Origin of the sequence: Nocardia spongicola, assembly GCF_047200775.1 — a bacterium.
Taxonomy (GTDB): Bacteria; Actinomycetota; Actinomycetes; order Mycobacteriales; family Mycobacteriaceae; genus Nocardia.
In genome coordinates this window covers 136,394-159,193 of record NZ_JBJZOO010000002.1, presented here as the reverse complement: position 1 = coordinate 159,193, position 22,800 = coordinate 136,394, and the positions used below count along the sequence as shown (strand labels likewise).

Sequence of the window (22,800 nt, the reverse complement as noted above, 5' to 3'; positions counted from 1 at the left end):
ACTGCTCAGTCGGCCAGGATCAAACGAGAACGCCTCAACCCTGACCTCTCCATTTACTCGACGACCGCGCCACCGGCAGGTAGGCGCCACCACCAATGACTATCAGGCAGACTAGCAGGAATGTCTTCCTCCTGTAGCGGATCTTCCTCCACTCCACGTTCGCGAAGTGCATCATCGACCTCTTCCAGCATTCCCCGAATTTCGTCATCTTCGTGAACCAATTTCGCCGCGCCAGGATAGTCATCGATCAGTAGCTGGATAGCGGATCTACAGTAACAGGGTTTTTCCCAACCATCCTCCCAGGCGGCGAAAACATAATCGAACACGTCACACAGGTAGTTGAAAAATGTATGACTACTTCCGGCTATGAGCGAGACTACTCGAACACGAAAATTTTCCAGATCCGAAGCCGAAGGGGCGCTCCCTTCACTAAGCCCTATCTGGACTCCAACCAGGGAATACATTGCCCTTTCGAAGGATACTATTCGCAGAATATTATCCTCGGACTTCAATTGCTCAAGTTCGCGAGATACAGAAAATCCATCTATTACTGATTCCATACTCTTTTGCGTGGAATCAAATCCATCGTACAATATTTTTAGTCCATCGTACACTATTTTTTGCCCACCTTTCGATGACCATAGCTTGCAATGCGCACTGTACCATCACGCTCTACTTTGACAATCGCTTCCAAGATCGCTCCTTCTGATCCGACAGTTCGATGGAAGAGGATCTTGATTGCGCCAGTGGCCGCTTCCAACTCATGGGGGAAGGGGATGGTGCCGGTGCGCACGGTCTCTGCCGCGCTATCCAGATAGCCCACAATCATACCTTTGTCCGCAAGCTCGCTCTTGGGTATCTCCTTTCGATGCTTGATAGCATGATATGCGGCACCTACAGGATCGTCGAAACCCAGATTATCGACCTCTCGCACAGCAGCATCGAGTTGATCTCCTCGCAGTGTGGGATCGATCCTCTGAGCATTTCCACCACTGGACTCGACGATCTTCAGATCTTCGGCCAATGCCGCCCTGACATACTCAAGATCGAACATCCTGGCGGCGTATGCATTATTGGATTCCGTCGCCCTCTTTGGTGAGTAATCCAATAATGATCTGAACTGTCCGAACTTAGCATGGGCGTACTCGTATGCATTCGCAAATTTCCAAGGATTCCCCGGCGTACTTTTCTCCGCCGCAAACTGGGCCGCTTTTTCCAACATGCCGTGGGCATCTTTAGCGAAACTTGTCGTTGCGAGAACGCTACTCATTCGGGCCCTTCCTGGATGATTCGCAGGCAGGTCACCATATATATCGGCAGGGTTGATCCCAACTTGTTTCAGTTGCTCATCGGCTTGCGTGACCCATCCATGCTTTCGATCGTCGAGCGATGGGAATTCTGGAGATTCGTCCGGTCGGTGCGTTGCCCTCGCGTCACTATTTTTGACCGGGGATATGGGGTGTTCTCCTGTGAAGCTCAGCCCATCCGGAAAGTCGTATGGACCGAAACCTCTGATCGGAGGCTCCCCGAGTTCGATAGAGGCTTTGAAGACGCCGATTGAACCGCGAGAGGGGTACGTCATGCCGAGGCGGGCGGTTGCGTTTGATACGCCGTCTGCAGCTAGTTTGTTCGGCAGGAAATTATCTAGGGCTGCGGATACTTCCCTTTTAATGCCCTCGAACATCCTGCCCGGTATTTCTTTCCACCATGTGATCTCGGCTTCTACGGCCGCGCGAACGGTTGATGATAATCCTGATGAGGGCTTATCGGGTATTGAATGATCGGCAATCCTCGTTTCCGCTGGTGGATGGCTCGGGTTTCCCTTCGTCGTATTCGGTTGCAGGGTCGAATTCGGTTGGCTGATACCTTGTTTGATATCGGTGCCGATGGCTGCTTCGCGGGGGGAGGGGAAAGGCACGGCTGACGGGGCATCGGGTGTTGTGGCAGCGTTTCGGATCGCTTCCGCGGTCGCGCGGCTACTGGCACCGCTGGATTCGGCGGCGACCCGGCCGGTTCGGCCTGCCCCGGCAGCGCCTTTCGCACCGGCCCCGGCAGCACCCAAACCTTTGGGACCCGGTGCGATGAAGGTAGCGAGGCCGAATCCGAACCGACCCAAGGTGCCACCGGGATCGCTCGAGAAATTGTTCCAGTCGGTGCCGAATAAGAGTTTGGAATACTCATTCAGGGCCTCGTCGCTGTTATTCCAATACTCGCCGATAGCTTCACCGATATGCATCTTCCCCTGCTGGTACGAAACGTACGTTATAGCATTTTCCTTGGCAGCTTCAACACTCAGATGCGCAGCTGTGTTGATGCCCTGCCTCATTTCATCGGCAGCCTCTTCTTGTGTCGGCAAGTTCGGGAATCCCCTAAGGAGACCGGTAAATACTCCGAGTCCTATCGCGGATTCGACTGCGGCATCTCTTATCCCACCGCGTATAGATGAGTCGAGGTCTATAGCTTTTTCCAGTAGGTTCCGGGTATCGACCGGGTTGCCGTCGGCGTCTACTTCGACAGTCTTACCGTTGTCGTAGTGCAGCAGCATGCCGCCGCCTGGCAGGTATTCGAGTGTCCCTCTACTGGTGGAACGACCGTCTTTCTCGTTGATGAAGTCGTAGACGAACTCGCCGTCTTCTCCGAGTTTTCCCTCGATGAACAGCCCACCGACCCGCTGCAGGGTGGACAGCAGTTTCCCATCCGGGCCGAAGGTTTTGGAGTTCACCACCCGCCCGGAGGAATTGTGGGTTTCTACCCGCAGATTGGGGCCGTGGTTGTAGATGAAGCTGTATTCCTTGGTTTCCGGGTCATAGCGCCGGTACATGCTTTTCCCGTTTTCGTCGGGAAGCACATCCCATAGTTGGTCGTTTTTATCGAGTTTCCAGCCGTGCCCGGTGTTGTCGACCTGCCCCGTCAGCACGCTGCCGTAGCCGCCACCGGGATCGCGGACCGTGTCGGTAAAGGTCGTGTTGTTGTACTGGTCGACGTGCTGGTTGTCGTAGAGGCCTTCGTCGTTGAGGACACCGATATCGAGCCCGATGAAGTTTCCGTCGGCGTCGTAGGACGGCGTATAAATGTTTTTGAGCTCGGCATCAGCGGTGAACTCGTGACTGGGCGCACCGGAGGTCGAGGTCCCCGGGGCGAAACTCTGGAAATACCAGTCGTCTTCCGCGGTGTCTTTGCTGGCGTAGGAGGAGTGCCCATTGGCGTCGTCGTGCCAGTGTTTTACCCCACCACGCTCGTTACGGACAATCCGCCACCGATCGACCGTGCCGTTAGGATTGAGGATCTCCAGATCGACAGTATTGGTGCCATTGCCTTCCGGGATGCTGTACGTAACCGGTCGCCCATCGAGCATGGGCCCCTCCCAGACATCCCCCGGGGCATGACCGGTAGTGTCCGGCATATCCAGCAAACTCGTGTCAGGGATACCGTGCTGCGGCGCCTGCGACCCAGCACCCACCGAACCCGACGAATCCGGGGTGGTGGCAGAGGACCCTTGATCGCTTTCCTGCTGAGCTTCCGCCCAGTTCTGCTCGAAGTCACGCAAGGTTTCTGCCGCTCGTTCCGCACTACCCCTGTAGGCGTCGTACTTCGGGTCATCCGGCGATAGGGATTCCGCCTCGTTCTCCCAAAACTCCACCTGCCCCTGCAAAACCGAGTACATCGTTCGGGCGTCCGGGTCGTCCTTCGGCGACCGGTACGGAGCGTTGACGAACTGCAACCCCAAACCCGGCGAAGCGATCTTCGGCAACTGCCACCCCAGCGGGGTCATGATCGGCAACGGTTGCCGCCCAGGCACTACCGGTGGCGTGACACCCTCAGCCCCAGACTCCGCGACTGCAGGCGACTGCACCGACGCACCCAAATCGAAGGAATCAGCGACAGTTACGACCTCACGAGCACCTGCCACCAACTCACGACGCGCATCGATACGCTCGACCATGCGGGCAGCCGAATCAGGATTCATCCCGTGGAAGGTGTGCACCTTCCCACCACCGGTGGCGGACTGCTCGGCCGAGTCGGCGCCTGCCGGGGTCAACGTATCCAGATGAGCACTACGACGAGCCGCCCACTGCCGCAACCGCTCATGCTCGCGTTCCACGGCATACAGACCGAACAACCCGGTGATCGCCATGACCTCACCACCTTCACAGGCTCGCTACCCGATCACCCCCACCCGGGAGGAAGACAGGCAAAACAGAAGCGACCCGGAACATCCGGGCCGCCTCGAGATTTCGAAATTTTCAGTTCACGCCACAAACACGATTCAGCCATTACCCTCAGCAGCGGGCTCCTCGCTCAGCTCTTCACCCGCCACGGAGCCCTCCCCCGGATCGGGATCGGTGTCCGGTGGCTGCTGATACACCCACAACAACCGCTCCTCGACCACGAACGCGACCGCACCCGGCAACCCGGACACCCCACGAACGAACTCCGGCCCCGCACCAGGAGCCAACGGCAACGAATCGATACGCACACGGCACACCTCGGTCACCGGGGTATCGGAATCGCCTTCATGACTCCAATACGTGACCAAACGACCGAACTCCGTGCGCGCGTGCACCAATCGGCCATCAACGGGAACCAGGACATCGGTCCATTCCGTGGTGACATCGACCGGCAATCGGTAAATACATGTCATGTCAGATCTCTTCCTGCAACGACGGCGGGATACGGTAATCCGGCGTGGGTGGTTGATGACCAGGCAGATGAAGACGCAGAAAACCACGCAGCTCATCGATATGCCGCTGCAACGCACGAATCAACACAATCGCCTCCCGAAACCGCTTCTTGTCATCGAGGGCCTGCTGCTCCAGCGACTCCACTCGCCGCCGCAGCTTCGATACCTCCCGCGCCTCCCACGCGGTGACCGCACCGATCACCGACGCCAGCGCCACCCCGCACGCCTGAACCAACTCAGGATCCAGAAAGGTATCCACCTCAACTCCCACCGTCCAGGCCATCGACCGGAGTAACCACCGGCCGGATCAACACCCCGGCCACAATCGGTGACAACAAGCCATAGAGCGTCAACACCGGCTCGATCCAAGACGTATCGAGCTGACGGCCCAGCAGATACGCCAGCACACCGGTCACCGCGACCAGCACCGAACGCACCAACGCGGGTTCGGGAAAACGAGTGATACGCATCAGGATGCCTCCTCGACCGCGGCCAACACCCGATCCAGCTTCAACTCCAACGCCCGCAACCGCTGCTCATTGCGATAGTCAGCGGCATCGGAATTCAACACATACCCAGCAAGAGTGTCGCAATACCCCGAATCGGACACCCGCGACTGGAACGCACCGGTCAACTCCAAATGCACCCGCCGCACCTTGTCCAACAACTCACGCTGCTCGGAATCCGAAAGCACCGGCAACACCTCACCTTTCAAACGATCCGCGATATCAGCGCGGAACTGATCCATATCCATACCGCCGGGGTCCCATTTGCCCTGTTTGCGGCCGGCCCACTCCTTGTGACCGATCACCCGTTCGGCGCCGTGTCCGAGACGCCGCAGGATCGCCGCGCAGCAAGCGACATAGGCGTCGTACTGGGCGCGGCTCCATCCTTCGGTGCCGTTGTTGACGGCTTCGATACCGATGGTGTTGGCGTTGGCATTGTCCTCCGGCAACCCGGGCCAGCGGCCTACTCCCGCGTGCCAGGCGACACCGGCCGCGACCACGGTCACGGTGCCGTCCTGGGCCAGATGCAGCTGCGAGAGGGGGCCTTTCAATGTGGGCAGGCCGTAGGCGATCTCGCGGGGCGGGGTGCGGGAGCTGCCGGTGTGGTGGGCGACGATGCCCCAGATTTCGCGGAAGTCGCCGTGGCCACGGTCGCGCCAGCCGGGAAACTCCACTACCGATAAACCCTCGGCGCGGAGCACATCCGCCAGCCACACCGGATCACCGGTCCATGACATGGTTGCTTGCCTTTCTCGCGGCTGTTCGATGGGAATTCAAGCCGCCGCGGTCCGCCTGATCAGGCGAGATCGAAGGAGAGATAGGTGTCGACGCCCGCTTTCACAGTCGTGGAGTAGTAAGCAGATCCGATCATGCTTATCCACAGACGGTCACCCGCCGTCAGAGTGATCGATACATCGGGCAGGTTCGCCGAATCCGAGCCGCTTTCGATCGAACTCATCGACTCTTCGTTGAGCATGAGATCGAATTGTCTTTTTTTCGGACCGAATCCCGAGCCGCTTGAAAGCTCGATATGCCAATGCACCGTGACCGCACCGGATGCGTTGACGATCAACTCGTCATCGCTGATGACGGTACCGGGGTAGCCGTCACGTGCGGTCCACCCGGTGATCTTCACCGGGTCGCCATATGGGATCGGCTGGTTCGAGGTGTTCTTGTTCATGCCCATCGGCATCAGCACTTGCGTGCCGCCTACCACGAGGAGTGTCATGCGACGATGCCGCCTTTCTTGCCACTGGTCGATGCGGCCGAAGCCAGCGGCTCGGTGCGACGACTAGGCGAGATCGAAGGAGAGATAGGTGTCCACGCCCGCTTTCACAGTCGTGGAGTAGTAAGCAGATCCGATCATGCTTATCCACAGACGGTCACCCGCCGTCAGAGCGATCGGTGGAGAAGTCAGGTCTATCGAATTCGCGCTGCTTTCGATCGAACTCTTCGACTCGTCGTTGAGCATGAGATCGAATTGTCTTTTTTCACCAAATCCCACACTGCCCGAAAGCTCGATATGGCAATGCACCGTGACAACACCAGAGGCATTGACGATCAACTCGTCGGCACCGCTGATGACGGTGTCGGGGTAACCGTCGCGTGCAGTCCATCCGGTGATCTTCACCGGAGCGCGGCCTTTCGAGAAAGGAATCTCCGGGGTGGCTTTATTCATACCCATCGGCATCAGTACTTGCATGCCACCCACTACCAGGAGTGTCATGCGACGACACTGCCCTTCATACTGGCCTGCAGACCCTTACCCGCGCTGGTATCCACCGTGGTGATGTGCACGGTGATCCGCTCACCGGGGTTGAACGTCCAGGGTGTGGTTGGGGTGATCGTCGTGTCACCGGTCTGACTGGCGGCCGCGATAGTCGCCGAGGAGCCCGCGACGGTCGTCCCGTTTCGCCGGAGTTCTACAACGAGGTTGCCGGTGCCCGCGGTCTCGCCGCGGTAGGTGACCGCACTGACCGTGATCGTGCGCTCGATGCGCACGCCCTCCGGCATCACATTGCCCGCACCTACCGCACGGGTTCCGCTGTGCGACTTGAACGCGATGTCGTAGATCTGCCCAGCCGAGGTGGGGGTGCGGGCGTCGGTCAGCCGGGGGTCGTCGGTAGCGACAGCACCGACGGCCGCGCGAGCCGCAGCGGCGTCACTCGCGGTCAGCACGGAACGGCCGATGGCGGTCGAGTCGGTGAGCTGATTCGAGGTGTGGGTGTGCGCGGTCGGGGTCCGCGCGTCCGATAACCGGGGGTCGTCGCCTGCGACGGCGGTGGTCGAGGTGGAGCCGATGGTGGGCGGGAAGGTTGCCGGTTTGCCGGTGATGCCTTCCCACTCGCTGGCGCCGGCGGGCCCGCGCACCGTGATGCCCTGCCCATCCGTGGTCCAGCCGCCAGCCGCCTCGTGATACACGTACAGCAGCTCGTCCGCCATGACGATGTACTGTGCGCCCTCCTGTGGAGTCGCAGGCAGTTCGCTGTACGTGGCGACCTGGCCGTCGATCTGGATGCCCGCACCACGCGGTCCGGTGACCACGGCATTGCCCTGGGAAGCGGGCACGGGTGAGGCGAGGGTGAGATCGACCAGCCCGACCGAACCGGTATCGGGATCGTCGCTGTCAGGACCTGGAATATATTCGGGAACAACGAAACTGAACGAATCGAGCGGAACTCGATCACCGTCGTAGGCCAGGTCGAACGACACCCGCCAGGTCCACTCGGCCGGATTGGTCGCGCTACCGGGTGCGACCAACCGCACACCGGGCTTTCCGCGCCAGGTGAGATACCCGAACTCGTCCAGTTGGCATTCATAGTGCTTGGGTAGCTGGACATAGGTGGCCGGATTCGGCTGTGCGCCTGCGACCAGTACCTTCGGTGCGTCGGCGGTGAAGGTGATGGTGCCGCTCAGCGGTGGGAATTCCGGTAGATCGCCGAGATCGGGGCCGTCGATGACATTGGCGAGGAATCGCCCGACGACTTTTCCGTACTTCAACGGGGGCAGATCGGCCATGGATCAATGCCTTTCGAACAGCCGCAGCCGGATTCGGCATGCGAAATGGGATCGACCGGAGAGGAAGACACCGGTCGCGATGAATAGGGAGACGCGAACTCAGACGCTTTCCGCGAAGACGATGAGCTGCGCGGAACTGGACCTGACCGTGAAGGTGCTGTTACCGAGTACGCGTTTCGCGATGACATACAGGGTCACCGTCTGATTGGGTTGCACAATGCCGAGGTCTGAATCGGGCGACTTCGGGAAGCTGAACTTCGGACCGATCGGTATCCATCCGAAGTTGGATAGGTTGTAGCCGACGCCGTATCCGACGAGTTCGCCCTCCGGTCCACCGATGCGTACCTCCAGGTCGACACGTGAACCGGTGCTCGTCGAGACGGCGACCGATCCGATGACTCGCGGACTCCATGCCGTCGGCTGACCGGGAATAGTGATAGCCGCGAGCACTTTCGGATCGTTCAGATTCGAGGCATCGCTGAACTGGGTCTCGCCGATCGCCCAAGGTCCGCCCAAGCGCGGGGAGGGGATCGGTACGAACTTGCCCGCCGCAGTACTCCACGACAGGACGAAATCCTGGCCGAGCGGATGCTCCTCGTCTACCAGTACGTCGGCGGCGTCTTGCAGTCTGCCACCGGCGCCTGGATCACCGACATCACCGGCTTCTCCTGCGGGGAAGGTGATTTCGAGCTTTTGTCCTGGAGTCGAGCCGGTGATCCTGGCACTTGCGGAGGAGCCGGTAGCGCCTGCGACCGCGGCGCCGGTCAGTACATTGGCCGCGCCGGGTTTTCCGGTGCGGCCGAATGCCTGGTCGAAGGCGATGAATTCGAGCCCGGTCCAGAAGTAGATGGCATTCTCGGAGATCACCCGCCACGCCTTGCGAGCATCGGCGATGGTAAGCCCCAAAGCCTGCAGTGTCGCCGGATCGGCGATATCGCCTTGCCATTGCCACGGCCACACCGGGTCGCCTTCCGCGCCCTCCGGTCCCGGCGAACCCTCGCGCAGCTCGAGTAGCGCCTCGCGGTCGATGAGTTCGAGCGGGTTCACGGTGTAGGGCAAGCCGATCGAGTCGGATACCCCGCGCATGGTGATCATGATGTCGTCGTCGTAGACGACGCTGTGTTGATCGGTCATTTCGTTCTCCGTCTCACTGTGCTGCGACAGGTCTTGCCCAGCAGATGATCTGGGCCTTCGAGCGGATGTAGCTGAATTTGGAGCTACCTTTGTTGCGTCGCAGCACCACGAAGAGGGTGGCCTGCTCACCGGCCGGGATCACCCCGATCGTGCTGTCGGGAGTCAAATCCATGGTGGCGTAGTACGGCTGGAAATAGCAGTACCCCTGTGCTCCGAATGGGAGCCCGGTACCGAGTGCGACGATCTGCCCGGTGGCTGAGCCGATCCGTACCTCGGCATCGACGCGAGTGCTGAAGTTCCCGACCGACTCGTTGGTCGCCGTGATGACGCCGCCGGAAAGGACCGGTCGCCAGTCGGTGTCCTGTGCTGGAACTTGCAGCTGGGCGACGGTGAGTGGTCCAGAGACATTGCTCTGTGGTTCGGCGAAACCGGCGCCGCCGTCCCATGCCTGGGTCTCCAGGATCGACCAGGGGCCGCGCAGGCCCGGATAAGGGCCCGGTTTCCATTTTTGCGCTGTCTCGTCCCATACCGGGACCGCACGGTCGACATGCGGGCCATCGGCATAGTCCGGCGCCTGCCGGATGGGTCCGGGGCCACCTGGCTCGCCTTTACGGCCCTTGATACCGCGCGGCACGGTGAGATTCAGCACCAGATTCGGCCGAGTACCGGTGACAGTGACCTGTAAATCGGAGCCTGCTGGGCCGGTGTCGACCGTCCCGATGTTCACCGTGCATGGTTCACCGTCCGGGCCCGCTGCACCGAAGGCGTCGACGAAGGTGTCGAACGATGTTCCATTCCAGTACATCAGGGTATCGGTGGCAAGCAATCGCCACGTCTTACCCGCGTGAGCGGTGGTCAGTTTCGACGCCACCGCGGCCAGTGCTGCCTGGTCGGCGATATCGCCCTCCCAGCGGAAGGCGGCGCCCGCTTCACCCTGTAGCCCCTCCGGGCCCGGTGTTCCGGTCATCAGTTCGAGTGCGCCTGCGTGCGGGGTGCCGTGCAGCGACTGGAGCAGCCCTGGCGTACCAGCGTTCTCGTCGATACCACGGATGAGTGTGGTCTCGAAGTATTCACCTACAGTGGACATGTCACCTCAATCAGATGGGCTGGGCGTGGACTACCAGCGAGGCCATGGTCCTGCTGTAGCCGATGACGCCGCCGGAGCTGGAACGCTGCACGGTCACTACCAGGGTTGCCGGCTGCCCCGCAGGCACGGTGCCGAACGTGGAGCCCGAGGAAAGCGACTTGCTGTTCTGGCTGTCCCGGTACCAGGGAATCAGGGGCAACATCAGATAACCGCCACTGGACTTGGGTGTCGCGGCGACCACGTCGCCATCCGAGCCACCGAGCCGGACCGTCGCCTCGGTACTCGAGCTGCTGCCGAACACCGACATATGCCCCTGCACTATCGGCCGCCAGTCGAACGGCTGCGCGGGCACGGGGAAGCTTCCCGCGATCAGCTGGGCGACATTGGCATCGCCCTCCTGGTTGTCGTTGAAATCCTCCTGATACCAGGACCACGGTCCGGTACCGAGTGGCGGTGGCATCGGCCGGAACTTCTGCGTGGCACGGTGATACGCGAGAATCGAGCCGGGGGCCGGGCCGGTCGTCGTGTCGTAATCATCCGCCGACGCGATCGGTTCGGAGGCACCCGCTGGCCCCTTCGGTCCCTGCGGGCCCGCCGGTGCGGTGGCCGTCAGCTGCTGATCAGCGCCCCTGCCGGTGAACTCCACCGCGGGCGTGGTCAGCTCCTCTTTGTGCGTGGTCGCGGCGACGGTGATGGTGTTGGCCGAGGCCAACGGCCCCTGCGGTCCGACGGCCTGCGGCGAATGCTGCCACTGGGAGCCGGTCCACACGTCCATACCGTCGTTGTCGAGCCGGTGCCACCACTTGCCACGGTCATCCGGTCCCAGATCGGTCGGGCGGCCCGTCGCGTTGGGGATCTCTCCCATTTTCCGGAAGGTGGTCCGTGGCTGCCCGGCCCGTCCCCGTGGGCCCGCTGGGCCCGGCGGCAACGGCAGCTGGGCGACCTCGTCGGTGACCGCTACCTCACCAGTGAGGACGGGCAGACCGGTGGCGTCCGGTGTCCGGCGCAATGTGATGTGGGCCGGAAAAGTGATGTCGGCCAATGTTTTCTCCTCACAGACGAGATCAGAAGATGAGCAGGTCGAGGTCGGCGCCGACGTCGGTGGCCAAATCCTTGACCGCGGCGGCGACCCGGCCGAGCCGCTGCCATGCCTTGACGATCGAGTCCTCTTCGTCGGAGCCGTCGCCGACGACGATCTGCCAGTGCGCGGCGGTCTCGCGGTCGTCGGTGAAGGTCAGCTCGGTCACGTAATCGGTGAAGATCTGATTGTCGATCGCGAACCCGATCTGGTCGCCGAGATGGAAGTCCTTACCGAGGATGTAGGGCGCGCCGTCTTCGACCGTGACCCGTTTGCTGGTGTAGCCACGAGTCAGGTGCATGCCTTGGCGGGCGGCGACCAGACCGTCGAGGTTGAAGGCCTTATCACTGCCGGTGATGTACAGCTCACGGAAGGCATAGGGGCCTGCCCGGTCGACCCGCTCCATATCCCGGTAGACCATCCAGGCCAGGAAGATGTCGTTGAGCTGACCGCGATACAGGAAGTCGAGGCCGACCAACGAGAGCAGGCCCTTGAACACGAACTCGATACCCGCGTTCACCCAGCCCGGCGACCGGCCGCCGATGATGACGTCGGTGGCGGTGGGTTTGTGCAGCGCGATCTCCGAGCGTCCGATACCGGAGTACTCGCCCTCGAAATACCACACCCACGGGAAATTCTTGAAGGTTCCGCGGGGACCGTACTCGCCGTACACCGCCTCGTAATCGGTGGTGGAGTTGAAATTCGGGTAGCGGACCGGAGTGGTGCCGTCATCGCTGAACTCCTCGATCCAGGAGATGATTCCGTCCAGCAAAGAGCCGGTGGGGCCGGTGACACCCGATTTGTCCACCGTCTCCAACACGACCGTCGGCCGGTCCAGGTAGAACCATTCCGGTGCGGGCTGCTCGTCCTCACCCGGCAGGAAGAACCGGGCCGTGAGCAGCACACCCGAGTCCTCCAGCATGGGCGCGAACAGCTTGTCGGCCATATCGAACCGGGCCGAGGCGGCGCTCCACCCACTGGTATCGGTCAGCGGGTTCACCGGAACCACCGCGATCGGGAACAGCGTATTACCGACCCCGTCCCAGTCCGGATCGTCCCCCGAGTCCGGCGGTGCCCAGCCCGGCGCCTGCAGCCGCATCAGATTCGCGGTGAGGTAGTTGGTGATGATGGTGCGCACCGGACCGAACTGGATCATATGCCGTGGGAACTGCGCCAGGATCGGTGCGAAGGGACTGGCCCAGCAGCAGATCGTGGCGATGTGATTCCAGCAGTGGATGGCCTCGATATCAACGGTCTCCACGCCGTGCTCATCGCGCACGATGGACGCCTTGGTGATATAGCCGTCCCAACGGAATCCCTTGGTGTTCACCGTGATCGGGATGGTCGCGTCTTCGCCGTCAGGATTGTTGAACAGGTGGTCGAAGTGGACCATGTCGCGCGGGCAGATCATCTTCAAACCACCCGCGGCATTGCGCGGATAGGTGAATTCGAGGGAGAGGTAGCTGTGCTCCTCACCCACTTCACGCATGAGCTTGTCCCAATAACGGACCAGCACTTCGGGATTGCGATACTCTTCCAGCTCGGCCTGTCGCACTTGGTCCATACGCAGTGCTTCGGCCTGCGGGTCCCACATCGGCGCCCCCATCAGAACGGCCTCGACGACCGCGGCGTCACCGATACGATCAAGCTCGACTCCACGGTGCCGCCCTCGACCTGGACGGTGATATCGGTGGAACTCCACGGCGGCAACGAGGCGAGCCAGCGGCGCCCGGCCAGCTGCGCCCAGACGTTCCGCTCGGTGGAGCCGGTAGCCGAATACAGTTGTGCGGTGCGATGGCGCGGATGAGTGTCGATGCGCAGCGTCTGCCCGGCCTCCAACAGCGGTGTCTGCACAAGGCGCAGCTCATCGCCGCCGGTCGGGTCCAGAATCGCCCAGCGCCCCGGCCCGTTCATGGTGTAGCGCGGCCATGCGGGCTGGTCGGCAGCGTTGCGGGCGCGCACGATCCCCTCGCCGAGGCCCGCGCTGTTGGTCCATACCGAGGTCTCCTCGAAATGGTGCTGCAGCGGGTCCATGGCGGTGGCCGACATCCGGTACACCGCGAGGGCGTTACGGGCCGGATCCATCTCGCTGATCGGTTCGGGTTCGGCGTCCAGTTGCACCTGCTGGAACCGCCAGCCCTGATGCCGGGTGAAGAACCCGAGCGTGCTCGGTGTATCGGTGGACCAGCCACGGAACCAGGCATCGTGCACGGCGTGGAAATCCCGGACCGCGTTGGCGCCGGTGTTCTTCGCCGACGGCGCGATGACCGCCAGGAAATCCCACTCCTTCTTGGCGCGCACCGAACGCAGGAAGGTCGCGCCGTCCTGGCGTGCGCCCTCGGATACCAGCAGCTGTGTCGGGGCGAACATGAACCCCCGCTGATTGGACAGCCGAACACCCTCGCGTCCGGCATTCGCGCCGGACAGGTGCCATACCCGGCCGTTCACGTCCCAGACCACGATCTTGGTGTCGTGGACATCGAGTAGTTGGTGGGTCATCTGCCGAGGCCTCCTCCGCGTTGTTGTGCCACCGTGCGGCGTCGGCGGACCCGTTCCACCGCGATAGCGGCGCTCTTGGGATCCATGCCGTTGAAGTTGTAGATATCGCCACGGGCGGTCCGGCCGCCCTGGCCTTTGGCGAGATCGACCAGGCCGAAGCCGCTGCCGATCTCCTCTTTGGCCGCACCGGCCGCCAGCTCGATCGGCTTGGTGAGGAAATCGGCGGCGCTCGAGCCGACTACGGAGCCGATCATCTCGCCGATAAAGGGGGCCAACGCACCCGCCGGACCAAGGAATGGAGCCGCCAAGGTGCCAAGGGTCCGACCTGCCGTGCTGCCGAGCGCCGACCCGACACCGCGAACAGCGCCGGTGATACCGCCGACCAGGCCGCCCTGCTGCAGACCACTGATACCGCTCTGCAAGGCGACCATACCGAGCTGCTGTTCGAAGGTGGGTGGAGGCGGCGGCTGCTGATCCAGCGGTGTCCATGGAATACCGGTGGCGTTACCGACCATCGTGCCGATGGTGTGCAACCAGTTGTTGTCGGGGTCGGCGTCTTCGTACGCCGTGCCGATCGCGTCGCCGAACCGGGCGCCCAGTGTGCCGAATATGCCCTCTTTCCCACCGAACAGGCTTTGGCCTCCGCCGAGCATGGCATCGACCGTGTTGCCGAAGTCCGAACCGACCTTCTGACCAGCCAGCTTGCTCAGATCGTTGAAGTTTCCTTCGTACTGGTTGTAATACTTGACCGGATTTTCGGGTGTATCAGTCTCCAGACCATCGACAGCGGGAACAGCGATGTCCGGTGTCGCGGTATCCGGTACCGCGGTATCCGGTGCGGCTGCCTCATCGGCCTCGCCTGCGGGCACCGCCGCGTCACCGGTCTCACCGATCGACAGTTTCGGATGTTTGCGCAGGTCGTTGACAATGTCCTGAACAGAAAGGCCGCCACGGACATCGGGCACGACAAGCGGGCCGTTCGGATCCGCCGGGTAAGCGATGCTGGCCTTACTGCCAGGGGGTGTGTGCACCCAGGACGGACCGCTGGTGACACCTTCTATGGCGTCCGGCTCATACTTCCACTCCCCGCCACCGGTGCCGCCATTCGCGCTCCCCGAGGAGGACGGCTGGGAGCTACCGCCCACGCCACCACCGACGCTGCCTCCGCCACCACCAACACCGCCTGCGTCTACCTGGCTCGGTGCGAAACTCTCCTCGGCCGGATTGCCGCCCAGCCCCACACCGGGCACCAGCTCGGTGCCCGCTGTCCCGTCCTTGCTCATGATCGCCGGGTTCGGACCGGTCTGGCCCGATACGGTCATCGACGCACGCAGGCTCCCACCGAATCGGGAACCGATCAGACTGCCCAGCTCGGCGCCGATCTCCGGGGCCAATACGCCCGCAGGGCCGAGAGCCGGGCCGATCGCCGCGCCGAGTGCGGCGCCGACTCGGCTGCCTGCCGCCATAGCGGCGCCCTCGAGGCCACGGCCGAACGCATCGGCCAACGCACCCATCTGGGTGAGCCCTGCGCTCTGGGTGCCTGCGGGCAGATCTGCGAGCGTGCCCATCGGGGTGGTGAACACCCCTTGGCCCGCGGGCCCCTGCGGAATTCCCTTGGGTTCGATGCGCAGAGACGCGGTCAGCGGGTCCGGCGCTGCGCCGACATCCGAAGTCCGGCGCTGGGTAGCTGTCGGCTCGGTCGACGCGGTGTATGAACCACCGAGCATCGTGCCGAGCAGGCCGTTCGGCGCGAACAGCGGTGCGACAGCCGAGCCGACCGCCGCGCCGGCCGCGCCACCGGCATCGGCGGCGAAGTTCCCCAGCGTGCCGAGCGCATCAGCGGCCCAACCGAACAGGCCGAAATCCTGCGGGCGGAACCCTTCGGTTGCCGGTTTGCTCGGTACCTGCAGATTATCCGCGAGCAGGTCACGCCAACGCTCGGCCGATGCGGCATCACCGACCAGGCCGCCGTCCGCGAATCCGGCCACCATGCCCGACAGATACGCGGGCGAGGGTACCCAGCCCGCGTTGATCGCCTCGAGCAACGGAAGCGTATTCGACGTAGCCGCGGCATTGACCACGTACTCGCCGTTGGACAGCCAGGCCGGGATCGCATCCTCGCGCGACCCGCCCGGCCCGGATACTTTGCCGCCTGCCGCCCGGTGGATCGGTGTCCGGTCGTCGATACCAGAATCACCCACCACGGCGGCGTCATCGGGCAACTGCTCGATGACATCACCCGCGCCATGGTCGGTCGGGCTCCCGGCCGGGTTGGTGATGGTAGTGCGGGAAGTGACCTTGACGATCCTGGTACTGATACCGGTTTTGGCCCGCTCCGCGTCCCTGGCTACCGTGCCGCTGATCCAGCTCGCGACGAACGTCGGTACCGCGCTGAGGATCTCGTGGAAGGTACGGGCGAGCGAATCGATCCGGCCCGCACCGCCGGTGATCTCGTTCGCCGCCGTGTCGGCGGCGAACTCGGTCGCCTCGGCACCGGGCACGGTGATCACCGATGTCCCGCTGGTCGCGCCGCCCGCCCATACGGCTCCGCTGGGCAGGGTCAGCTTCCGGCCCGGCGCGGGGTGACCGTTGGTCGCCATCGCCAGGATGTCGGGCATCGACATCAGCGCCGGGCGCGACCCCTCGGGCCGAGAAGTATTGATATCAGACGCCGAAAGGCGCCTAGAGTCCGGCGGTATCCGCACATTGGAGCTCATCGTTTTCTCCACATTCACATCTACTTTCTCGGCCACTTCCGCGGATCGCCGCCGCCTGCGGCCAGAAATACAGCCGCAGGCGGCCCTTTACCGTCCCCAGTTGAGGAAGTCGTTCATCTGATCGATGTCGACAGCTGTGCCGACGCGCTCGCGCTCGGACTTCTTGCCCGGCCGCCGGATCGGCTCCGGCCGGTTCCGGCCACGGACCCCGTCTTCGGTCTTCGACCACATGAGCCAGCGCAGCGAATCGGCCATATCGGCGAGCAACATACTGTCGAGCTGCCAGCGACTGTTCTCCGGATTCAGCGAACGCTGTAGCGCGGAATCGGCGGGCAGCCCATGGATGATGGCCTTGAGGTCACGCCAGCCGAACAGTTCGCTGCCCAGCTGACGCAACCGTAAGCCGAGGGTGATCAGGTCGTATTCGATCGCCTCGGAATGCTCTTCGAGCAGAGCATCGAGGCTCAGGATTCCCCCAGGTTGACCCCCGAGTGGGTGCGCCAGGCATCCAGCAGCTCGTGGTAGGCGTCCGGGTCCATATCATCCAGCACGGCCAGCGCTTCAGGCGAGAGCGTCAGCTCCAGCAGGGTGTACATCGCGTCGACGTCGCCGAGTCGGCGGATACGACGGATCAGGCCGGGCTTGAGATACGACAGGGAGGGCAGCCGGAGTTCGGCGCCGTCGACCTGGTAGACGAAATCGTCCTTCACCTGGGTCGGACGGTTGAGCGTAATCGGGGCTTTCGGGGAAGTCATGGCGCACAGACCCTTTCGTTATATGTAGTGGTACGCAGGCGATTTCTGGGTAAAGGGCCCAGCGGCGGCGGGCGGGCCTGCGCATAGGGGTGAATCCCGCCGCCGCTGGGGGCTTATCAGGCGGTGACGATGCCGTCGTCGAGGTAGCGGTAGGCCTTCACACCGGCGTCGTCCTTGAACGCTTCGACGGTGATGGTGAAGCCTGCCAGCTCCCGCGAGACGAACCTCCGCTCCTGGACCTGCGAAATCTTGGCGTTCGGCAGCACGATCCGCAGCTTCTTGTTCTCGTTCTTCATATCGAAGACCCACGAGCGCGCGGGCAGCACCGAACCGGTCTCGGTGACCGTGTACAGCTTGCCGTTATCCGCCGTGGCCGGGGCCGGGGTGACATTGCCCTCGCCGAAGACCTCGGTGAGAACATCCTGGTCCCACACCGCGTACAGGGTGAGACCGAAGCGGACCGAGTGCTCGGTCTGCAGGTTCGCGATGATATCGGCGTTCCAGTCCTTGACCATCTCGATCCGGCGCTCGCCCTTGGACTCGATACCGTCTTCGGACACATAGCCGAGAGGCTTGAATGCGGCATCCGGAGTTTCCGAGGTGCCGATAGGCAGCGTGGCGCCCAGCGGGGCGACCAACACACCACCGGTCACCGAAATCGGGGTGCCGGCGCCGATGTACTTGCTGGAAGGCAGAGCCATTTTCGTTTTCTCCCTTTGGGATCGTTGCGCAGGCCCATCGGGATTCTGTTATTCGGTTCGGCTCCCATACGGGAGTCGGGCGAGGACAGCGCCCCGCACGTTTTGGGGGACCGCGCGACCCGGCAGAGCCGTATCGCGCGGATTCAGGTGAGAATCGAGCCGCGAACGAACAGATCGGCGGTGATCACATACCGTGGGGCAGCGGTCTCCGGATCGGTGTCGTTCTCGACGCCGACATCCTCGATGGCGTCGCACCACACCGTGCCCAGATAACCGGGGGACGCACCGGCCAGGATCGCCCGAACCAGCGCGGCCAATCCAGCGGCTCCGCCGGAGTCGTCGGTGCATTCGAACATCACCCGTGGGCGGTCCAGAATCAGGTTCGGACCACGCTTGCCGTATCCGTCCTCGTGATCCAACCGCTGCTTGCGGTCGTCGCGGACCACCCGGACCATCTGGGCCGGACGCGGGTCCGGCACGCGGGTGACGACTGTCGAGGGGTCAGCGGCCGCCGCGAGTTCCGCGGCCAGGTAGTCGACCAGCGTCTTCTCGATGTCGGGGAACACGATTCGTTCGGTCACCGCGTCACCGCCTTTCGTGAGCTATTGCTGCCCTCGGGCTTGTTCGATCCGCTGTCGTAGCTGATCGACCACACCCGCATAGGCTTCGGTCTTGGTCGCGGCCTGGAAGGAAAGGCCACGGGGATGCACGGCGCACCAGGCGCCTGCATCAGTTTGGGTGACCTCGATATCGTCGAAGTCGTAGAACGATTCCGGGTCCGGTGCGGGCCATCGGCCGTCGGCATCTTTAGTGATGTGGATGCCGGTGTCGAACGCGCCGGGTGGGCCACCTGGAGTGGCGACCCAGCGGATCTCCTCCAGCTCGGGGTGTACGCGTACACCGCGTTGGATGAGATATTCCGCTACTCGTGTCGCCTGCTTGATGCCGGTGACGGTGGCTTCCGCGGTCCGAGGTGAGTTCTTACTCTGCCAGGCGGGTAGGTGGATCACCGACAGCTCTTCGGCCAGTGCCTTGACCTGTGGGTCCAGTTCCTGGGTTTCGGCGTTGTCGGCGAGTGTGCCGCTCAATGCCTGTTGGATGAATGCCAGGAACTCCGGGGTCACCAGCTGACCGCCCTCGGTCGGCACGTAGTTCGGTGTGGGTTGATGGTTGGCGAACTGGACGGATTCGATGATTTCCTTGTCGGACAAGGCGTGTGGTCACCACCTGTGGCAATAGTTCGTGCGGAATCCGGATGCGGCGCATCCGTTCGGCCCTCCGCACGCTGGGGTGCGGGTGGCCGGGTCGGGCGAAATCACAGGCCCAGGAGCGGGAAGAGTACCGGTGCGATGTCGATAACGAGTTCGAGCAGGGCGAGGATGATGGTGCCCATGGATTCACCTCCTTCTCGGGTGTGATGCGGGTGGATGTGGTGGGCGGTCAGGGCAAGGGGCCGCTGACCGCGTTGGTCTTTCCGGCAGTTGTTGTGGTGCCGGTAGGGGCCCCGCCCCCGGTACAGGGGACCGGGGGCGGGGTGGGACGCCCCGATGCGCCGGCTGGGTCTGCGACCGCTGGGTGTGAGGGGTAGCGGGAGACCTGTGTGTGATCGGGGCGTGGTGTGGTGGCAGGCTCTGCCCGCGTGTCGTTGTTGTCGACGGGTTTTCGGGGGCGTGCCACGTGTGGGGCCAGGGTTTGCGTTGGCCTGGTGTGGGAATGACAAAGGCCCCGCCGGGTGTGGGCGGAGCCTTGATCGGAAGTTCTTGGGGGAGGGAGTGTTCCCGGTTTTTCGGGATTTGGGCGCAGCTCTGGCGCTGCGAAGATCTTGGCTTAAGGACTACCGAGTTGTCAACACCTGAATCGAAATCGACGGAAAACCGCAGCTAGAGATACGTTTTCACGATCGATCCCCAGCGCCTGCGAACAGCAACGCCGGGATGCATACCCACGAGGCCGATACTGCCGCACTCAGGCATGCGGCACACCCAGAAGACCAACCCGGCGCATCCGGCACGGAGAACACAGTCGACGGTATCGATCGGGCAACCAACCGATACCGCTCCGGCGCGAGGCAGACCGAAGGCGCTGGATTGCCCCGGTCGATGGGTGCTCTCCGGTCGATGGCATGCACCATCTGCCCTACCTGGAACAGGTAGGGCAGATCCAGGGCCGGTGTCCGTGAAGGCTCATCCCGCCAGGGACCAACGTGCAGATCGCTGCGGCCAGGAACAGACCTGAGACCGATCAACCGACACTCAGCGACCTCAACGAACTACTCTTCACCTGCTGGAACCGGACTTTGCCGGAGCCCTGGGTCGGGCACTGTTGCGAGCACTTCCAGCAAACCAGGGCGCGCATCATCGGGTATCCCGATGATGTCGTGGCGATCGAGTGTGTCGGGAATCGATATCGGCGATACTGTTACTGCGGGCACGGGCACTCCAGATCGATCTTGGCCTAGGAACCTTCATCGATACCTGAAAGTGCCTGTGTCCTATCGCATCTGGGTTGGCGTGTCACCGGGGCGTATCAGCTCAGGTCAGCGGGGGTAAATCAAGAACGCCGGAGCCCTGCCCACACCGCAGATCTACACGAACACACCCCACAACCACAAACATTCAGTTCCGGATCAATAAGACACGCTCCAAGACCGATATCATGCTTTGTTATATGAAAATCGACCAACCATATCCCATTCTCCATTAGAATTCTTTTGGAATTCATATATTGCTTTAATGAGCCCCGACCCGGACCGTTCATGCGCATTGGCCAACTGGCCAACCGCCTGATAGAGATCGTCATCAGGAACAATCATGGAGCGAAGATCCGATGCAAGCACCACTTTGATTCCGCCTTCGACCAACTCAATCGAAAGTTCCGCAAAATACTCTTCGTCATTCATTTCACAAAGAACGGCATCTCCTATATTCATATCGATTGGATGCTGCTCATCGAGAGGGACGGATGGCATATTCGATACACTCCATTACTAATTGATCATACCGGTTGGATACTACCTGGGGTATTTCGGCGCGTTCGGTACAGTAACTGCTTTTATGGGTTTTTCCGTACCGATCGACCGTGCCGTTAGGATTGAGGATCTCCAGATCGACAGTATTGGTGCCATTGCCTTCCGGGATGCTGTACGTAACCGGTCGCCCATCGAGCATGGACCCTTCCCAGACATCACCCGGGGCATGACCGGTAGTGTCCGGCATATCCAGCAAACTCGTGTCAGGGATACCGTGCTGCGGCGCCTGCGACCCAGCACCCACCGAACCCGACGAATCCGGGGTGGTGGCAGAGGACCCTTGATCGCTTTCCTGCTGAGCTTCCGCCCAGTTCTGCTCGAAGTCACGCAAGGTTTCTGCCGCTCGTTCCGCACTACCCCTGTAGGCGTCGTACTTCGGGTCATCCGGCGACAGGGATTCGGCTTCCTCCCGCCAGAATTTCTCCGACCCCTTCAAAAGCGCGTACACACCCCTGGTCTTCGGGTCTTCCAGCGGCGACAAGTACGGCCCGTTGACGAACTGCAACCCCGAACCCGGTGAAGCGATCTTCGGCAACTGCCAACCCAGCGGGGTCATGATCGGCAACGGTTGCCGCCCAGGCACTCCCGACGGCACTTCACCCTCGGAAACAGGCTCCGCGACTGCAGGCGACTGCACCGACGCACCCAAATCAAAGGAATCAGCGACAGTTACGACCTCACGAGCACCTGCCACCAACTCACGACGCACATCGATACGCTCGAGCATGCGAGCAGCCGAATCAGGATTCATCCCATGGAAGGTGTGCACCTTCCCACCACCAGTCGCGGACTGCTCGGCCGAGTCGGCGCCGGCCGGGATCAACGTAGCCAGACGAGCACTACGACGATCCGCCCACTGCCGCAACCGCTCATGCTCGCGTTCCACGGCATACAGACCGAACAACCCGGTGATCGCCATGACCTCACCACCTTCACAGGCTCGCTACCCGATCACCCCCACCAGGGAGGAAGACAGGCAAAACAGAGGCGACCCGGAACATCCGGGCCGCCTCGAGATTTCGAAATTTTCAATTCACGTGATATGGGTTCCAGAACTGCTGTCGACAGCTGGGCTCCTGGCCATATCAGCGGCTGGTAGAGCCGTACAGCAACCGGCCATCTACGACGAACCGTTCGTAAAGGTTCCGGGGAGATGCCAGGTATGCAGCCGAGGGTTCCGGATGACCTGACGCGGGAGTCGCAGAGGCCCCGCCGTATGGCGGAGCCTCGATCGAAATCTGGATCGAAATAGATGGAAATCTTCAGGGAGATCCAGTTTTCTGCACTACTGCCCGGCATGCGGAAGTCACCGCGGAATCTGTGCCCGGAGCGACTCCACCCGCACTACCCTTCTCGAGCCACCGCTAAGCGATACGCACGAAGGATGCCGTGTCGGTATAGACGACCGGGTTGTACGCGGTGACTACAACGATGCCTGCTGTGCCGGGCGGGATAACGCACTTTCGGGGTCAATCTCCGACGGCTCGTCAGCCTAGCACCACACTCCATGACAGATCACAAGAAAGCGTTGAACAGTGCAGGTAGATGACTATTTCTGCAGTCACACCCGGCTGTCTGGATTACTGCCTGGCGGGC

Annotated in this window: 22 protein-coding genes; all 22 read right to left on the bottom strand. The window is 62.2% G+C overall.

Translation table 11 applies throughout. The annotated features are described in order from the left end of the window. Positions 1-53 precede the first annotated feature (53 nt). The 22 genes from ACL02S_RS05770 to ACL02S_RS05665 all read right to left on the bottom strand — a co-directional run bounded on the left by ACL02S_RS05770 (position 54) and on the right by ACL02S_RS05665 (position 21,931). Positions 54-614, bottom strand: a complete 561-nt coding sequence (locus tag ACL02S_RS05770; protein ID WP_412801247.1) for a hypothetical protein — start codon at positions 612-614, stop codon at positions 54-56. Further along, on the bottom strand, positions 614-4,135 hold the full coding sequence (locus ACL02S_RS05765) for a hypothetical protein (RefSeq protein ID WP_412801246.1): 3,522 nt from the start codon (positions 4,133-4,135) through the stop codon (positions 614-616). The genes ACL02S_RS05770 and ACL02S_RS05765 overlap by 1 nt, the downstream gene beginning before the upstream one ends. Before the next feature lie 132 nt (positions 4,136-4,267). Beyond that, the gene (locus tag ACL02S_RS05760; protein WP_412801245.1) at positions 4,268-4,642 is read right to left on the bottom strand and encodes a hypothetical protein; all 375 of its coding nucleotides are present in this window, start codon (positions 4,640-4,642) and stop codon (positions 4,268-4,270) included. 1 nt (position 4,643) lies between these two features. Beyond that, positions 4,644-4,940, bottom strand: a complete 297-nt coding sequence (locus tag ACL02S_RS05755) for a hypothetical protein (RefSeq protein ID WP_412801244.1) — start codon at positions 4,938-4,940, stop codon at positions 4,644-4,646. A gap of 1 nt (position 4,941) precedes the next feature. After that, positions 4,942-5,151 (bottom strand): hypothetical protein, encoded by a 210-nt coding sequence (locus ACL02S_RS05750; RefSeq protein WP_412801243.1) that lies wholly within the window; start codon positions 5,149-5,151, stop codon positions 4,942-4,944. After that, entirely contained in the window at positions 5,151-5,924 is a 774-nt protein-coding gene (locus ACL02S_RS05745; RefSeq protein ID WP_412801242.1) for an N-acetylmuramoyl-L-alanine amidase, read from the bottom strand. Before ACL02S_RS05745 ends, ACL02S_RS05750 begins: the two co-directional genes overlap by 1 nt. 59 nt (positions 5,925-5,983) lie before the next feature. Then, positions 5,984-6,415: a hypothetical protein gene (locus ACL02S_RS05740; RefSeq protein WP_412801241.1), complete on the bottom strand. Its 432-nt coding sequence runs from the start codon at positions 6,413-6,415 to the stop codon at positions 5,984-5,986. 63 nt (positions 6,416-6,478) lie between these two features. Then, positions 6,479-6,913 (bottom strand): hypothetical protein, encoded by a 435-nt coding sequence (locus ACL02S_RS05735; RefSeq protein ID WP_412801240.1) that lies wholly within the window; start codon positions 6,911-6,913, stop codon positions 6,479-6,481. Next, positions 6,910-8,205, bottom strand: a complete 1,296-nt coding sequence (locus tag ACL02S_RS05730; RefSeq protein ID WP_412801239.1) for a hypothetical protein — start codon at positions 8,203-8,205, stop codon at positions 6,910-6,912. The genes ACL02S_RS05735 and ACL02S_RS05730 overlap by 4 nt, the downstream gene beginning before the upstream one ends. Before the next feature lie 99 nt (positions 8,206-8,304). Beyond that, on the bottom strand, positions 8,305-9,339 hold the full coding sequence (locus ACL02S_RS05725) for a hypothetical protein (protein ID WP_412801238.1): 1,035 nt from the start codon (positions 9,337-9,339) through the stop codon (positions 8,305-8,307). Between the two features lie 13 nt (positions 9,340-9,352). Then, the gene (locus ACL02S_RS05720) at positions 9,353-10,426 is read right to left on the bottom strand and encodes a hypothetical protein (RefSeq protein WP_412801237.1); all 1,074 of its coding nucleotides are present in this window, start codon (positions 10,424-10,426) and stop codon (positions 9,353-9,355) included. A 10-nt stretch (positions 10,427-10,436) separates the two neighbouring features. Continuing rightward, positions 10,437-11,468, bottom strand: coding sequence for a hypothetical protein (locus ACL02S_RS05715; protein WP_412801236.1), 1,032 nt, complete (start codon positions 11,466-11,468; stop codon positions 10,437-10,439). 22 nt (positions 11,469-11,490) lie between these two features. Next, complete coding sequence (locus tag ACL02S_RS05710) at positions 11,491-13,110, bottom strand: Gp37-like protein (protein ID WP_412801235.1); 1,620 nt, start codon at positions 13,108-13,110, stop codon at positions 11,491-11,493. Further along, the gene (locus ACL02S_RS05705; RefSeq protein WP_412801234.1) at positions 13,110-14,003 is read right to left on the bottom strand and encodes a phage tail protein; all 894 of its coding nucleotides are present in this window, start codon (positions 14,001-14,003) and stop codon (positions 13,110-13,112) included. Before ACL02S_RS05705 ends, ACL02S_RS05710 begins: the two co-directional genes overlap by 1 nt. Next, complete coding sequence (locus ACL02S_RS05700) at positions 14,000-16,621, bottom strand: hypothetical protein (protein WP_412801233.1); 2,622 nt, start codon at positions 16,619-16,621, stop codon at positions 14,000-14,002. Before ACL02S_RS05700 ends, ACL02S_RS05705 begins: the two co-directional genes overlap by 4 nt. 186 nt (positions 16,622-16,807) lie before the next feature. Next, the gene (locus tag ACL02S_RS05695) at positions 16,808-17,116 is read right to left on the bottom strand and encodes a DUF5361 domain-containing protein (RefSeq protein ID WP_412801232.1); all 309 of its coding nucleotides are present in this window, start codon (positions 17,114-17,116) and stop codon (positions 16,808-16,810) included. Between the two features lie 68 nt (positions 17,117-17,184). Continuing rightward, complete coding sequence (locus ACL02S_RS05690; protein ID WP_412801231.1) at positions 17,185-17,475, bottom strand: hypothetical protein; 291 nt, start codon at positions 17,473-17,475, stop codon at positions 17,185-17,187. Positions 17,476-17,591: 116 nt separating this feature from the next. Then, positions 17,592-18,176: a phage tail tube protein gene (locus tag ACL02S_RS05685; protein ID WP_412801230.1), complete on the bottom strand. Its 585-nt coding sequence runs from the start codon at positions 18,174-18,176 to the stop codon at positions 17,592-17,594. A 143-nt stretch (positions 18,177-18,319) separates the two neighbouring features. Further along, positions 18,320-18,757, bottom strand: coding sequence for a hypothetical protein (locus ACL02S_RS05680; protein ID WP_412801229.1), 438 nt, complete (start codon positions 18,755-18,757; stop codon positions 18,320-18,322). 21 nt (positions 18,758-18,778) lie between these two features. Continuing rightward, positions 18,779-19,387: a hypothetical protein gene (locus ACL02S_RS05675; protein WP_412801228.1), complete on the bottom strand. Its 609-nt coding sequence runs from the start codon at positions 19,385-19,387 to the stop codon at positions 18,779-18,781. A gap of 1,442 nt (positions 19,388-20,829) precedes the next feature. After that, positions 20,830-21,144 (bottom strand): hypothetical protein, encoded by a 315-nt coding sequence (locus tag ACL02S_RS05670; RefSeq protein WP_412801227.1) that lies wholly within the window; start codon positions 21,142-21,144, stop codon positions 20,830-20,832. After that, positions 21,122-21,931 (bottom strand): hypothetical protein, encoded by an 810-nt coding sequence (locus ACL02S_RS05665; protein ID WP_412801226.1) that lies wholly within the window; start codon positions 21,929-21,931, stop codon positions 21,122-21,124. The genes ACL02S_RS05670 and ACL02S_RS05665 overlap by 23 nt, the downstream gene beginning before the upstream one ends. Positions 21,932-22,800: the final 869 nt, after the last annotated feature.